Raw genomic sequence first — 15147 nt, 5'->3', positions numbered from 1 at the left:
GGGCAAATTGTAGGTTTTATCTCAGGTTCAAATTTAAGATTTTAGCAGCACTCCAAACTCTACAATTTGCGTATAGTGGTAGCTAATCACTATATCAATCAAGATACAAGCAGCACTGCTGCGCAAGGGAGAGGTGATTTTAAAAAAACCCTCCTCCTAACCTCCTCCCAGAGGGAGGAGGAACTTCCAAATTTATAAATCAGTCTTATTCATCAACTCTAAATAATCCTGAAAACAATCCTGATGCTCTAACTCAAAGCCTATCTTTTCCATTCTTGTGGCATACAGCTTTTTACCCGCCACCCTGTCACTTTCCACTTTCAATATAAATAAACCCATCTGCTGCTGAAACCATTGCAAGACTTCATGCAAAAGTTGTGGCTGATTATTAGTCAAAATATATGAAGAATCAGGATGTTCCACGTGAATCATATGAGCTAGAAAACGTGATAAGTCTTCAATATGAATACGATTCGACCAGTGCAGATTTGGATAACTGATCATTGAGGTTGCCATTTTCTGCATACGTGCCACAGAAGTCCCATAAATCCCACTTGGGCGGATAATGGTACATTGATCAGGATAAGCCGCGAGATACGCCTGTTCCATGTGATGCAGAATTTCACCTTGAGCATCATTCGGATGAATTTCAGTTTCATCATCCACGCTTTCACCTGCATTCTGTCCATAAACCCGGGTTGATGAAACCACCACCATTCTTTTTACCGGATGGGATTTCAAGGCAGTGACGATTGGCTGAACCGAATCCAGATAAGTGTGCTGATAGGCTTCGACACCCCTCTGTTTTGGGCTGAGTAACACATAGACCCAGTCAATTTGAGCGACTGCACTTAAATCTAGGGTATGCACATCCTGAATCAGATGAGTTGCGAATGAATCTGTTTTGGGACTCTGGCTAATTGTGCTAATTTGATGACCTTGCTCAAATAATTGTTTAGCTACCCGCTCGGATGTTTTACCATAACCAATAAATAAAATATGCATTCGACACCGAATCACAGACCTGGTTGAGGGGACATGGCTGCAGTCCATCAGTTACAAGGCGTTGGCAATGCCGCCGCTGCTTTACTCGAAAAACTAAATATCTTTAATACTGATGATTTGCTTTTTCATCTACCACGTGACTATGAAGACCGTAGCACGATCATTCCCATGAATCAATTAACGGTGGGACGCAGCTATTTGCTGGAAGGTATCGTGAAAGGGGTTGATTTCCCACCCGGTAAACGCAAGTCTATGGCAGTGTTACTGGATGATAATTCTGGCAAAGTAACGTTGCGTTTTTATCATATTTATAAAGGCATTACCGATCGCTGCAAGCTCGGTAACCGTTTAAGAGTCTTTGGTGAAGTGCGAGTCGGTGCCCGTGGTCTGGAAATGTATCATCCAGAGCTGCAAGTCATTACTGAACATACGCCTCTGCCTCATACCCAACTCACCTCGATCTATCCGGCAACCGAAGGACTGACTCAGCCCAAGCTGCGGGAATATATTAAACAGGCACTAGAACTGCACAGTGATGATTTGCCTGAACTGTTGCCACAAAAATTTAGCAATGGTTATGGCCTGAAGCAGGCACTGGAATATATTCATCATCCGCCATTGGACGCCAATATGTTGCAGCTCACTCAAGGCTCACATCCGGCACAGCAGCGTCTGATTTTTGAGGAACTGGTGGCACATCAAATCAGTTTGCTGACCCGGCGTGCCTTTATTCAGCAGATTGAAGCCCCTTCATTTTCTCCAAGTAAGACCTATGCCAAACAGCTTTTGGCCGGTTTGCCTTTCGAAATGACCGGTGCGCAAAAACGCGTATCTAAGGAAATTGCTATAGACCTGAAACAGAATAAACCGATGCTACGTCTGGTGCAGGGTGATGTGGGTGCAGGAAAAACCTTGGTTGCCGGCGTAGCAGCCTGTCATGCCCTAGAAGAAGGCTGGCAAGTCGCGCTGATGGCGCCAACTGAAATTCTGGCCGAACAGCATTACCTCAACTTCAAGCGCTGGTTCGAACCACTCGGTTTAAATGTCGCCTGGCTTTCCGGCAAACAGAAAGGTAAAGCGCGTGTAGCAGCAGAACAAGTAATCCGTGATGGCAGCGCGCATCTGGTGGTGGGCACACATGCCCTGTTTCAGGAAAATGTCGAGTTTGCCAAACTGGGCTTAGTAATTATTGATGAGCAGCATCGTTTTGGGGTCGATCAACGCTTAGCCTTGAGAAATAAAGGCTTGGATGGCATGTCGCCGCATCAATTGGTGATGACCGCAACCCCGATTCCACGCACGCTTGCTATGTCGGCGTATGGCGATCTGGATACGTCAATTATTGATGAATTGCCACCGGGTCGTACTCCGATCCAGACTGTGACCATTCCGCTGGATCGTCGCGAAGAGGTTCTGCAACGGATTGCCACGAATTGTGCTGAAGGTAAACAGGCTTATTGGGTCTGTACTTTGGTGGAACAGTCGGAAACTCTGGATGCTCAAGCCGCAGAAGCAACCTTTGCCGAGATCAAGGAACGCTTCCCTGAACTGAATATCGGTCTGGTACATGGCAAAATGAAAGCCGATGAAAAACAGGCAGTCATGCAGGAATTCAAAGACAATAAACTGCAGCTACTCATTGCTACAACTGTGATCGAAGTCGGTGTTGATGTCCCGAATGCTTCGATTATGGTGATTGAAAATGCCGAACGGCTTGGCCTGTCACAACTACATCAGCTGCGTGGTCGGGTGGGTCGTGGTGCCAAAGCCAGTTTCTGTGCCCTGCTCTATAAAAATCCATTGTCACAAAATGGTCAGGAACGTCTGCGTATCATGCGCGAAACCAATGATGGCTTTATCATTGCCGAGAAAGACCTGGAATTACGTGGTCCGGGTGAATTGTTAGGAACCAAACAGACCGGTGATATGGGTTTCCGTGTAGCCAAACTGGCACGTGATGATCACTTGCTGAATCAGGCGCATTATGTCGCCCAGCAGATGTTAAAAGATTATCCGAAACAGGCGGATGCATTATTAAAACGCTGGCTACCTGAGGCTCCACGCTATGCCTATGTTTAAGCTGCTCCAACAGGGAAAACACTGGCTGAATCGTTTACAGCCTTGTCAGCTGTGCCAGACAGATTATCAAAACCTGCATTCTGTCTGTCAGGATTGCTGGCAACAGTTACCTTGGGCACATCAGACTATTCAGCGTCAGGAAATGCAGTTTCAGGTGGCTTGTGACTATGCCTACCCGATGGATCGCCTGATTCAATTATTTAAATATGAGCAGAAGCTGCATCTGGAACCATTATTGGCAGGTGCATTACTGACCTTAAAATTTCCTAAAGTCAGTGCAGTGGTTCCTATGCCGATTTCAACCGAACGACTGGTTGAACGTGGCTATAATCAATCTTTGTTGCTGGCCAAGCATGTAGCTAAACACTTGCAAGTTCCCGTCTGGCAACCAATTGAACGACTCAAGCAACATTCACAAAAAGGCTTAAGCCGTCTGGAACGTATCGAAGATATTGAAGCCCAGTTCAGGGTCACTATCTCTTCAAAAGTCCGTTATCGTAAGGTTTTAATTATTGATGATGTGGTTACGACTGGCAGCTCAATTCGAGCTTTGAGCCAGCAACTGGAAAAACTGGGCTGTCAGCAGATTTATGCCGCCTGTCTGGCGGGAGCCAAACTTTAACTCAGGCTTGGGCCAGTAAGTTCTTTTTAACCCAAGGTATGACAATTTCTGTAGTTAAAGGTGCAAGTTTCACATCTTTCTGATCCAGATCCACCCATTTCATCTCGGCAATCTCAGCTTCAATATGTGGTTCGCCATCTAACTGCACCAGATAAACATAACTGACCAGTTGATGATCCGGTTCATTGGCAGTTTGAGTTTCAAAACACCCGATAAATTGCTGAATCTCAGCCTGACAGCCAATTTCTTCCTGAATTTCACGTAACATAGTACATTCAGGCGCTTCATCCGGTTCCAGCTTGCCACCGACTTGCATAAAACAGACAGTATTTTTCTTACGAACCACCAGCAGCTGCTGATCTGAATTCAAAATAATGGCAGCTGCGACGGTAATAATTTTCATGAATTCGGAACGATCAAGTGGAAAACACTTATTTTACGAGATCTTCCTGATCGACCATACCCCATTTTGCTTCAGGCGGCTGGTAGTCTTGAAATTTCTGTAAAATTTCTTCGAAGTCATCACTCACGATCAGGGATTCAGTAAAACGTGGCTTGGTAAAACCCTTGTCCGTGGTCATCTGAATAAATTTCAGCAAATCATCATAAAAGCCATCGACATTGAGAAAAGCACAAGGTTTTTTATGAATCCCGAGCTGAGCCCAAGTCCATTGCTCAAAAATTTCCTCGAGCGTTCCCGCCCCACCCGGAATGGCAATAAAACCATCGGAGAGTTCTGACATTTTGGTCTTACGCTCATGCATATTATCGACCACATACAGCTTGGTAATATGCGGATGCGCCAATTCACGATTCACCAAGGGTCTTGGAATGACACCAATGACCTCGCCCCCTGCAGCCAGGGCACTATCTGCTACAATGCCCATTAATCCGGAACGACCACCACCATAAATCAGTGTTTGCTGTCTTTTTGCCAGGGCTTGGCCTACCTTTTCGGCAATTTGTTTATAACCAGGTTCAGAACCTAGCGCTGAGCCACAGAAAATTGCGATAGAATTCATCATTTTCACCATTGCATTGCCGGTATATAGTACGCAGGCAGCGCCTGAGAGTTTTTTTTCAAAAATAACTGCACAATCAGTGTTTTTATTCAATTCCTTGTCTAAAATACACGCATTTAGATTAACATACTGCGCAAGGGAGAAAAGACAGCATGCTTGAAGCCTTTTACGCCACAGAGCGCGGTAGCCTAGAAGATGCCACCATCAATGGTGATTTCGACCTGCATCCGGAACTGGTTTGGATAGATTTAATTGCGCCTTCACAGGAAGAACAGCAATGGATTCTGGATGCCTATGAGCAAAACCTACCCACTTTAAAATCTCTGGAAGATATTTCTTCGAGTGCCCGATTTTACCGTGATGATGACGGTATTTTGCACATCAGTACCTATTTCTTAACGAAAAATAAAAATTATCAAGTCGAAAGTGAACATGAGGATGATGCCAGCATCCTCGCAACGGTTCAGACAGTCGCTTTCATTTTGCATAAAGACCGGCTCTTTACCCTACGCGGTGAAAAGCTGGTAGCTTTCCGGGCCTTTCGTGCCCGTGCGCGTCGCAATGATTATGATATTGACTATAAAGATCCGACATGGATTCTGCTGGGTTTGCTCGAGGCCAAACTGGATGAGTTGGCCGATATTCTGGAAGACGTACATAAGGATCTGGAAAAATACTCAACCGAAGTGCTGAATAACCGGCATCGTGAACAGATCCTGGATCTGGACGACATGATTACCCGTCTGGCCCAACTGGAAGATATGCTCGGGAAAGCTCAGCTCTGTCTGATCGATTTACGACGGGTACTTACCTTCCTGTCACGTCCACGAGCCTTAGGCAGTCATATTTATGATGCAGATATTCGAGAACTCAGTGAAGACGTCCGCTCACTGGTCGAGCATGATGCCTTCCTGTTCCAAAAAGTCCGATTCTTGCTGGATACCACGTCCGGATTCATTAACACTGAACAGAATGATACGATCCGTCGCTTCTCGATTTTACCGAGTATGCTTGCGCCACCCATGCTGATTGCCAGTATTTACGGGATGAACACTGATGTCTTGCCCTTCGCTCAAGGTTCGATGAGCTTTGTGATGGTGAACATTATTATTATGGGCTTCCTGATTGGGCCATTGATTTACTTTAGATGGAAGAAGTGGATTTGAGCGAGCTTTAAAGCACTGCTTTTAAAGCGAAGTGCAAGAAACGCTCCTCATCTGATTCATGCTTATTTGAAAAACAATAAAAAAGCACCTTTCGGTGCTTTTTTATTTACTGAATGATCTGTAAATCATCCTGCAAATGACAGGCCTGAATGATCTTCATCATTTTTTCAGGGACTGCTTTAAACTCTAGCCCTCGTGCTTGCGGAGTTTGGCGCAACCAGCGCACCAGAACTGCCAAAGCCAAAGTACTACCCTGCTCAAGTCCAGCCAAATTAACTACCACAGGAAACTTGTCCTGTGACTGAATAACACGCAGACCATCTAGGTAATAGTTCTGCGCATTGTCAGCGTCAATCTTGCCTGAAACCTGCAGTTCCTGATTATTGAATTGAATCACAGCTCACCTATCTTATTTTTTCTTGTCAATCGCCGCTTCTGCATCTGGCTTGAAGTTAGCAATGGCTTTATCCAAGTTACCACCATTACGTTTTACTGTAGCCGCAAACTGGTTACGGAACTGCAGGCCTAGGTCAATACCAGAAACATTGATGTTACGGATTTTCCATTGTGAACCTTTATCAACCAGCTGGAAGGCAACCGGAATTTTCTCGCCTTTGTTATTAAAGTCGATGGTCACTACAGGATTTTTGCTGTTAGTCGCCTTGTAAGGACGAACGCTGTAAGTCTGGTTACTGAACTTAGAGAAAGCCGTACCATAATTTTCAATCAGGGTTTCACGGAAGTTCTTTTCAAACTGTGCACGCTGCGCCGCAGTACTATACTGATTGGTCGCATAAGTCCCCATCACAATCCGGGTAAACGATTGTGAATCGATATACGGGTCAAGGTTCTGACGGACAATCGTTTTCACAAGCGCAGGATTATTCTGCAATTTGGCATGATCGGTTTTAAGACGATCAATCAAATTGTCTGCAACTCTTTTAATAAAAGCAGGTGGGGCTTCAGACGGTGCAGCAAACACTGTACCAGCAACCATTGTTGAAAGAATGCTTGCAGCAAGCGTTTGTTTTACTAAAGTCTTCACTCAAATCTCCTCAATCTGTTATTCAACAAATGCCGGTTCTGCATTTGTTGTTTCTGAAAATGCAGCTTCTTCTGAGGCACTTTCCTGACTATCTGACGATTTTCCGGCACCACCGGTAATAAATTTCGTCACTAAATCTTCAATTTCCATGGTGCCTTGAGTGTTCGCAATCTGCTCACCACGTTTCAAGTAAGTCAGACCGCCACCTGGAATAATTTTCAGATACTTTTCACCCAATAAACCATTTGTTGCTACCATAATGTAAGCATCTTCATCAATATTGGTGATGGATTTCATGTTATCTAATAGTTGTTTTTCCATTGTTTTTTGTTGCGCAAGATCGGCTGCGGTATAGTCTGAACTATAACGTAACTCTTCCAATGCTTCCTGCTGAACCTGCTTGAGCTGCTCGGCATTAAAAGAAGTCAGAGAGCCATCTAGCGTCATATGGACAGTGGCTAAACGAGTCACCGGATCCAGCGTAATTTTATCAACCTGACCGACTTTCACCCCACTTAAAGCAACTTTAGCACGTGGTTTGATGCCATTTACATTTTCAAAAGTCGCTGTCATCTGATAGCTATCAGAAATATTGGTGCCTACCAGACCGCTAACACGCATCGCCAAAAAGAACAGGGCGATACCAAAAAGAATGACAAAAACACCAACGGCCAGCTCACTAGTACGTGATTTCATTAAATACCTCCGAACATGACCGCAGTCAACACGAAATCAAAACCTAATACGCACAGCGAAGAATAGACAACCGTACGTGTTGTAGAAGTTGCGATACCTTCTGATGTTGGTTCACAGGCATAACCCTGATAAACCGCGATCCAGGTACAAATTAATGCGAAAACAAAACTCTTGATAATGGTGCCATTCAGGACATCTTTATAGAATCGCACGGTACTTTCCATGCCACTCCAATATGCGCCTTCATCTGCACCCAGAAAATCAACACCCACCATTTTTCCGCCCATAATCCCGACCGCAGCAAAGATCACAGAGAGCATGGGCAAGCTAAAAATACCGGCCCAAAGGCGTGGTGAAATCACCCGTTTTAAGGGATCGACCCCGATCATTTCCATACTGGACAATTGCTCAGTTGCTTTCATCAGACCAATTTCGGCAGTTAAGGCAGAACCGGCACGACCCGCAAATAGTAAGGCAGCAACCACAGGTGCCAATTCACGTAACAAGGTTAAAGCCACTGCAGTACCAAGCATCGCTTCACTACCAAATGTCGACAGAATGGTATACATCTGCAAACCGAGTACTGAACCAATAAACAGGCCAGATACCGCAATGATTAAGAGTGACAGTACCCCGACCCGATACATCTGATAAACAAACAGCTTTACTCCAAGCCAGGTCGGCATGGAAAAGAGAATCTGCAACAGCATCAGTGTTGCAACACCAATCCCCTGAACACGTTCAATAACGCGTCTACCTAAGGCAGCAATGGCATTCATGAACGTACCTCATCACTTAAATAAGCCTGATGACTAAACTGATAATCTACCGGGCCTTCAACCGAACCGGTGAGGAACTGCTGCACAAAGGCTGAAGGATGATTTTTCAATTCTTCTGCTGTGCCCTCACCCTGGATTTTGCCTTCTGCGACTACATAAATGTAATCGGCAATCGATAAAGTCTCTGCCACATCATGCGAAACAATAATGGTTGTTAAATCCAGTGCTTCACGTAGAGAGCGGATCAGTCGGGTCAAAACACCCATCACAATCGGATCCTGCCCGGCAAAAGGTTCATCGTACATGATCAGTTCAGGGTCCAATGCAATCGCCCGAGCCAAAGCCACCCGGCGATTCATCCCGCCAGACAGCTCTGAAGGCATCATTTGCTCTGCCCCACGTAGTCCTACTGACTCGAGTTTCAAAGCCACAATTTCAGCAATCAGATGTTCAGGCAATTTGGTATGCGCACGAATCGGAAAGGCAACATTTTCATAGACGCTCATGTCGGTAAACAGAGCGCCACTTTGGAACAGCATCCCCATACGTGCACGTGCAGAAAAAAGCTCGGAACGGGACATCTTGGCAATATCTTTACCGTCCAGTAAAACCTGACCCTGTTCAGGCGTCAGTTGCCCGCCGATCAATCTTAATAAAGTGGTTTTACCAGTTCCGGAAGGTCCCATAATGGCGGTAATCTGCCCACGACGAATGTTTAAACTGACATCGTCATAAATTACACGCTCACCCCGCTTGAAACTCAAATTCTTGACTTCAATCAAAGACTGAGGATCCTGCGCTGTTTGATTTTTCATAGCTGAGTTTATTCCTGCATTTTTTCAGCATGCATATGACAAAAGAACGAAGTTCAACATGTTAGCATTTGAAAATGAAGGGTCAAGTTCATGGAAAACATAATGCTCCATGCCTGGCCATATATTTCTAGTAATCAAAAATTTTATTTCGACGCGATTTTAACAGACTATGATCCATTTAAAAAACGATATACATAATAAATCAGATTGCACAAATGCAAAGTTACCGCAATGTAGGACATGTACCCCTCAATAATATGAAAGACTATAAAAAGACACTTTCAGATTACGGATCATCATAAACCTAGAAAAAGTTAATGAATTAGGCATTTTATGCTGAAAAAACAAAAAATCAATGCATAAAAAAAACCAGCACTCAGGCTGGTTTTTTTTTCAGACGTTATTCAATTAGTCATTGAATTTACGACGTGGACGATCTTCACCGAATGAACGCTCGCCACGTGGCTTGTCATCAAAGTTGCGACGCGCTGGACGGTCACCAAAGTCACGTTTTGGACGGTCATCACCGAATGAACGTGCTGGGCGATCACCGAAACCACCTTCGCGACGTGCTGGACGATCACCGAAATCACGTTTAGGACGGTCACCGAAACCACCTTCACGACGTGGAGCAGGACGATCACCAAAATCACGTTTAGGACGGTCACCGAAAGAACCTTCACGACGTGGTTTGTAATCTACACGGTTACCGCGGTTGTCATCATTACCTTCGAAACGAGGACGGTCACCGAAGTCACGACGTGGGCGATCATTGTTAAACTCGCGACGTGGACGGTCTTCATTGAAGTCACGACGTGGACGATCACCGAAACCGCCTTCACGACGTGGACGATCGCTGTTGAAGTCACGACGTGGACGATCTTCGCCACCGAACGCAGGACGTTCGCCACGAGGTTTGTCATCGAAGCTACGACGTGGACGGTCATCACCACCTTCACGACGTTTGAAATTGCTCTCGCCTTCGAAACGACGACCACCACCGAAGCCACGACCGCCATCACGACGACCGCCACGACCACGACCAGCGCCATCACGGCTACCGCGTGCAGGAGGTGGAGATGGCTCAAGACCTTCAATTTCAGATACATTTAGACGAGCTTCAAGGAAGTCTTCTAGTGCACGGATTTTACCGCGTTCACGATAAGTCGCTAAAGTAATTGCTTTACCGGTACGGCCCGCACGACCTGTACGACCGATACGGTGTACATAGTCTTCGTTCTTCATAGGAAGACCAAAGTTGATCACGTGAGAGATTGTCGGTACGTCTAGACCACGTGCTGCAACGTCAGTTGCAACCAGGATTTTTGCACGACCTTCACGGATACTGCGCAGACGACGGTTACGAACGGTTTGTGGCATCGCACCATGCAGAGCAACAACTGATAAACCTGCTTCAGCAAGTTCTTCAGCCAGCATATCTGTATCTTCTTGAGTAGAAGCAAAGACCACTGCCTGATCAACATCTTCTTCGTTTAACCAGTGAGTAAGAAGTTTTTTCTTGTGCTCAAAGCCATCAGTCCAGTGTAAAGTCTGGGTAATGTCAGTATTGGTAGAGTGACCAGTTTCAATTGCAATACGCTCTGGTTCATTCATCATGCGTTCAGCAAGGGTAATGATACGTGGAGCGAAAGTTGCAGAGAACATCAGTGTTTGTTTACGGTTTGCAGCCAAGTCACCGATTGCTTCCAGGTCTTCAGAGAAACCAAGATCCAGCATACGGTCAGCTTCGTCGACGATCAGCGAGTCAACTTTGTCAAGTTTGATTTGACGACGGTTAACAAGGTCAAGTAAACGGCCTGGAGTTGCTACAACAACCTGTGCACCTTTTAACTGCTGGATTTGTTTACCAAATGGCATACCACCCATAATTGCAGCAATACGAACACCTTTCATGTGACGTACAAATGCGATCGCGTCTTGGCATACTTGTTGTGCCAATTCACGAGTTGGTGAAATCACCAGAATAGTCGGTTGAGTCACCGCTTTCATACGTTCTTTAAATGGTACGAAAGTATCTTGGTTAGCAAGTGCGTTCAAAGTTGGGAGAAGGAACGCAGCGGTTTTACCCGAACCTGTCTGGCTAGATACTAAAAGGTCTTTACCTTCTAGTGCAGCAGGGATAGATTGTTCTTGTACAGGAGTCGGAGTAGTAAAACCTAAGCCTTGAAGGGCTTGTTGTAACGATTCATGCAAAGAAAATTCAGCAAAAGTTTTGCTCATAGAGTATTCCACCCGGAAATTGGGTGCTCCATTAAAAATAAAGTCAAATGGACATCGACAAAAAGCGGTACAGCAATTAAACGCTGAAAAGAGATGATTCAGCGGCGATCCGAGTAACGACGATGTGATATAACGCACGCATGATTACGGCATAACCTGAAGGAATCGCTTTAGCGATTGGGGCGCGAGATATCGTCCTCTCTTTGGACCGCACGCGCATACACAATGATAAGAAGAGAAATGTTCAGGTGACGAACAGAAATTAAGTGCGTGCGCAGATTATAGCAGGATTATTCATAAAGTCATCCGCTTTTCAGATTATTTTGTTTAACTGCTAATTTCTTCATCAATTTCCAAGACTTAACCAAGAAAAGAAATGTAATTAATTCTCCGGCCGGTCAATTTTCTTTTTATCAATGCTGTGAATCATCTAAATATGAAGATATTTATCTCATAATTATTTTTAAAAAATAAAAAAGGCATCCCGAGAGATACCTTTTTAATATTCGATTTACGGCGTTAAACCCGATTATTTCGCTGCCTCACCCCAAGCAGGAACAACTGCTTGCATAAGAGGTTTCAGCATTTTCATTGAACAAGCCAAAACTTGACCATTTTCCATAGAATCGCTACCACCACGCGCATCAACCACAGTACCGCCCGCTTCTTTCACGATTAACTCACCTGCTGCAATATCCCAAGGTTTCAAGCCAAGCTCGAAGTAACCATCAAGACGACCAGCAGCTACATAAGCCAGATCCAAGGCAGCTGAACCGCCACGACGGAATTGTGCACCTGCTTCAGTCACATTGAGCAATGCATCAAAATGATTCTTGGCATAAGAGACTACTTCACCATTACGTTTAGTACGGTAAGCATGACCTACTGCCAGGAAAGTATTGTTCAGACTGTCTTTAACATTTACACGGATACGGCGCTGGTTTAGCATCGCACCACGACCACGGCTCGCAGAGAATAGCTCATCTTTCACAGGGTCATAAATAACACCGTGTTGAGTTACACCTTTGTGCTGAACTGCGATAGAGATACAGAAATGCGGAAAACCGTTGATAAAGTTTAGTGTGCCATCAAGTGGATCGATCACCCAACACCAATCAGCGTCGTGACCTTTACCTTCTTGCAGACCAAATTCTTCACCAAGGAAACTGTGATTTTTATAGCTTTTACGTAGAGTATCGATGGTCAACTGTTCCAGATAACGATCTACACGCGTTACCGGACCATCAATGCCTTTTTCTTCGACTTGCAGATCGAGTTTATGACGATTTTGATGCGCTTTTAAAAGCTCTTGACCAACTAATTGAGCCGCACGCGCAGCCATCACCACCATAGGTTCCATTGAACACCCACTACAAATTTGAAGATACTGATAAAGAATAATGCATAAAAGCCCGCATATTTTAGCAAATATCCGGGCTTTTTGGGAAAAAATGTGTCGAAACTTTTTAAGAGTTTATAACAGGACACTTTGTCCGAGCTTTGACCAGGCTTCATTGATTGATTTTTCAATGCCTTGGCTATCAAGTCCTGCCTGTTGCAACATTTGACTATGTGTTGCTTGTGCCATAAAACTATCTGCCAAACCTAGATTCAGGATTGGTTTAACGATCTGAACTTCAGCCAGATACTCATTCACAGCACTTCCTGCACCGCCCATGACTGCATGTTCTTCAACAGTGACAAACAGACTGGTTGAATGGGCCAGCTGGTTTAACATTTTGGTATCCAGTGGTTTGATGAAACGCATATTTACCACGCGTACACCCACATCATGCTTGCTGGCAAATACCTGAGCGGCTTCCACTGCGGCTTGAACCCGACTACCGAACGCTAGAATCGAAACATATTCATCATATTGTTCGTTCAGGCTGAGCAATAATTCTGCCTGACCGATCTGCATCTCGGTCATGGTTTTCTGGATTTCCACACCCAGTCCATTCCCGCGCGGATAACGCACTGCTGCCGGACCATGATACAGATAAGCCGTATGCAACATTTGACGGCATTCATTCTCATCTTTTGGTGCCATGATCACCAGATTCGGAATGGTACGCATATAGGCATAATCATAGGCACCGGCATGCGTTGGGCCATCTTCACCGACCAGACCGGCACGGTCGATCCCAAACGTTACATCCAGATTTTGCAACGCCACGTCATGCACCAACTGATCATAACCCCGTTGCAGGAAAGTTGAATAGATAGCGACGACCGGTTTAAGACCTTCACAAGCCATGCCAGCGGCAAGCGTTACTGCATGTTGTTCTGCAATGGCCACATCAAAGAAACGTTCAGGATATTCTTTGGCAAACTGCACCATGCCTGAACCTTCACACATTGCCGGAGTAATCGCCAATAGGCGTTTATCCTGTGCTGCTTCATCACATAACCATTGTCCAAATACATCCGAATATTTCGGTGCTGGATTAGGGACTGCAACTGCATTGAGTTTACTAATGGCGTGGTATTTAATCTGGTCACATTCTGCTGGCGCAAAGCCCTTACCTTTTTTGGTATAGATATGGATTAGACGCGGACCTTTACGTTTTTTCAAGGCTTTAAAGACATGTACCAGCTGTTTAACATCATGGCCATCATAAGGACCAAAATAATCAAAACCAATGGCTTTAAACAGGTTATCTGCGGCATCAGTTGCAGCTTGATGTAAACGCGAGTTATAAAGCCATTCCGGATGTGGCTGTACATAAGCCTCACCATCTTCAGTCACATTGACGAATTCGCCACGTTCCCAGATTGCAGCAAGATGCTTGGCAAAACCACCAGTACTGCAAGAGATCGACATATCATTGTCGTTCAGAATCACCATCAGGTCAGCCTGATGTGCCACAGCATCATTCATCGCTTCAAAAGCCATGCCTGCTGTCATGGCCCCATCACCAATGATTGATACGACTTCACACGGATTGTTCTGATAACGGCGGGCCAAAGCCATGCCAAGGCCAGCAGAAATGGCGGTAGATGAATGTCCTACCCCAAAAGTATCAAATTCAGATTCTTCACGCGCTGGAAATGCGGCCAGACCATCTTTGGCACGGATTGTAGTGAGCTGTTCACGACGTCCAGTCAACGCCTTATGCGGATAAGCCTGATGACCCACATCCCAGATCAGGCGATCATGTGGCGTATTAAAGCAGTAATGTAAAGCGACTGTGAGCTCAATCACACCCAGATTGGCCCCAAAGTGTCCACCACTCTGACCCGCAGCATACAAAATGAATTGACGTAACTCATCTGCCACTTGAGTGAGCTGGCTTTGCTCGAGTGCACGCAGTTGCTCAGGATGATCGATCGCATCAAGCAACGGTGTTACAGGGCGTTGAGTTGGTATTTCTGTATACAGCATATATGGCAAAGCCTTCTAAAGCCTGGCAAAATCTTAAGCTAGGTCAATGGGGAATAACCGATCATATAGTTGAATTGTAGCAGCTTCAATTCAGCTACGCTTCTAGCGATGCAATATTAAACAGCGATCTCGTCGGGGTGAAAAATTTGCAGGCTACGATTATCCTGAATAATCTTACTATTTATCAACTATTATCGTTCGCTTTCTACAAAAAAGAAAATGTTCTTCATAAATTCAGCTGAGCAATTCTACTAATGTTTAAGCATTACGCTATACTTTAGCTACTTTATTA

Annotated in this window: 14 protein-coding genes; 3 read left to right on the top strand and 11 right to left on the bottom strand. The window is 45.0% G+C overall.

Annotated elements, in window-relative coordinates; all coding sequences use genetic code 11:
* Positions 1–192: 192 nt before the first annotated feature.
* Positions 193–1005 (bottom strand): NAD-dependent epimerase/dehydratase family protein, encoded by an 813-nt coding sequence (locus FTU19_RS09070; protein ID WP_180130862.1) that lies wholly within the window; start codon positions 1003–1005, stop codon positions 193–195.
* A 33-nt stretch (positions 1006–1038) separates the two neighbouring features.
* Here FTU19_RS09070 and recG point away from each other — a divergent pair, with 33 nt between their 5' ends.
* Positions 1039–3084, top strand: coding sequence for an ATP-dependent DNA helicase RecG (recG, locus tag FTU19_RS09065; protein ID WP_180130860.1), 2046 nt, complete (start codon positions 1039–1041; stop codon positions 3082–3084).
* On the top strand, positions 3071–3706 hold the full coding sequence (locus tag FTU19_RS09060) for a ComF family protein (protein ID WP_166135920.1): 636 nt from the start codon (positions 3071–3073) through the stop codon (positions 3704–3706). Before recG ends, FTU19_RS09060 begins: the two co-directional genes overlap by 14 nt.
* Position 3707: 1 nt before the next feature.
* On the opposite strand, the gene FTU19_RS09055 is transcribed toward FTU19_RS09060, so the two are convergent.
* Both FTU19_RS09055 and FTU19_RS09050 read right to left on the bottom strand, forming a co-directional pair.
* Positions 3708–4109 carry an NUDIX domain-containing protein gene (locus tag FTU19_RS09055; RefSeq protein WP_180003290.1) on the bottom strand — a complete coding sequence of 134 codons (402 nt, stop codon included), beginning with the start codon at positions 4107–4109 and terminating at the stop codon, positions 3708–3710.
* Positions 4110–4137: 28 nt separating this feature from the next.
* The gene (locus FTU19_RS09050) at positions 4138–4728 is read right to left on the bottom strand and encodes a TIGR00730 family Rossman fold protein (protein ID WP_180003288.1); all 591 of its coding nucleotides are present in this window, start codon (positions 4726–4728) and stop codon (positions 4138–4140) included.
* Between the two features lie 152 nt (positions 4729–4880).
* Here FTU19_RS09050 and FTU19_RS09045 point away from each other — a divergent pair, with 152 nt between their 5' ends.
* Positions 4881–5894 (top strand): CorA family divalent cation transporter, encoded by a 1014-nt coding sequence (locus tag FTU19_RS09045; RefSeq protein WP_159122636.1) that lies wholly within the window; start codon positions 4881–4883, stop codon positions 5892–5894.
* 106 nt (positions 5895–6000) lie between these two features.
* On the opposite strand, the gene FTU19_RS09040 is transcribed toward FTU19_RS09045, so the two are convergent.
* The 8 genes from FTU19_RS09040 to dxs all read right to left on the bottom strand — a co-directional run bounded on the left by FTU19_RS09040 (position 6001) and on the right by dxs (position 14855).
* Positions 6001–6291, bottom strand: coding sequence for an STAS domain-containing protein (locus FTU19_RS09040; RefSeq protein ID WP_180130857.1), 291 nt, complete (start codon positions 6289–6291; stop codon positions 6001–6003).
* Positions 6292–6303: 12 nt separating this feature from the next.
* Positions 6304–6939, bottom strand: coding sequence for a phospholipid-binding protein MlaC (locus FTU19_RS09035; protein WP_004786965.1), 636 nt, complete (start codon positions 6937–6939; stop codon positions 6304–6306).
* An 18-nt stretch (positions 6940–6957) separates the two neighbouring features.
* The gene (locus tag FTU19_RS09030) at positions 6958–7635 is read right to left on the bottom strand and encodes an outer membrane lipid asymmetry maintenance protein MlaD (RefSeq protein WP_179992763.1); all 678 of its coding nucleotides are present in this window, start codon (positions 7633–7635) and stop codon (positions 6958–6960) included.
* Positions 7635–8414 (bottom strand): lipid asymmetry maintenance ABC transporter permease subunit MlaE, encoded by a 780-nt coding sequence (gene mlaE / locus FTU19_RS09025; RefSeq protein WP_004786970.1) that lies wholly within the window; start codon positions 8412–8414, stop codon positions 7635–7637. Before mlaE ends, FTU19_RS09030 begins: the two co-directional genes overlap by 1 nt.
* Positions 8411–9229 (bottom strand): ABC transporter ATP-binding protein, encoded by an 819-nt coding sequence (locus FTU19_RS09020; protein ID WP_005233709.1) that lies wholly within the window; start codon positions 9227–9229, stop codon positions 8411–8413. The genes mlaE and FTU19_RS09020 overlap by 4 nt, the downstream gene beginning before the upstream one ends.
* A gap of 408 nt (positions 9230–9637) precedes the next feature.
* Entirely contained in the window at positions 9638–11470 is a 1833-nt protein-coding gene (locus tag FTU19_RS09015) for a DEAD/DEAH box helicase (protein ID WP_180011177.1), read from the bottom strand.
* Positions 11471–11999: 529 nt separating this feature from the next.
* On the bottom strand, positions 12000–12830 hold the full coding sequence (locus FTU19_RS09010; protein ID WP_004786976.1) for an inositol monophosphatase family protein: 831 nt from the start codon (positions 12828–12830) through the stop codon (positions 12000–12002).
* A 114-nt stretch (positions 12831–12944) separates the two neighbouring features.
* Positions 12945–14855, bottom strand: a complete 1911-nt coding sequence (gene dxs / locus FTU19_RS09005) for a 1-deoxy-D-xylulose-5-phosphate synthase (protein WP_180130854.1) — start codon at positions 14853–14855, stop codon at positions 12945–12947.
* Positions 14856–15147 lie beyond the last annotated feature (292 nt).

The organism is Acinetobacter sp. YH12072, from assembly GCF_013419565.1.
Classification (GTDB): domain Bacteria; phylum Pseudomonadota; class Gammaproteobacteria; order Pseudomonadales; family Moraxellaceae; genus Acinetobacter.
Note: the sequence above shows the minus strand (reverse complement) of the source record. Positions and strands in the feature narration are given on the sequence as shown.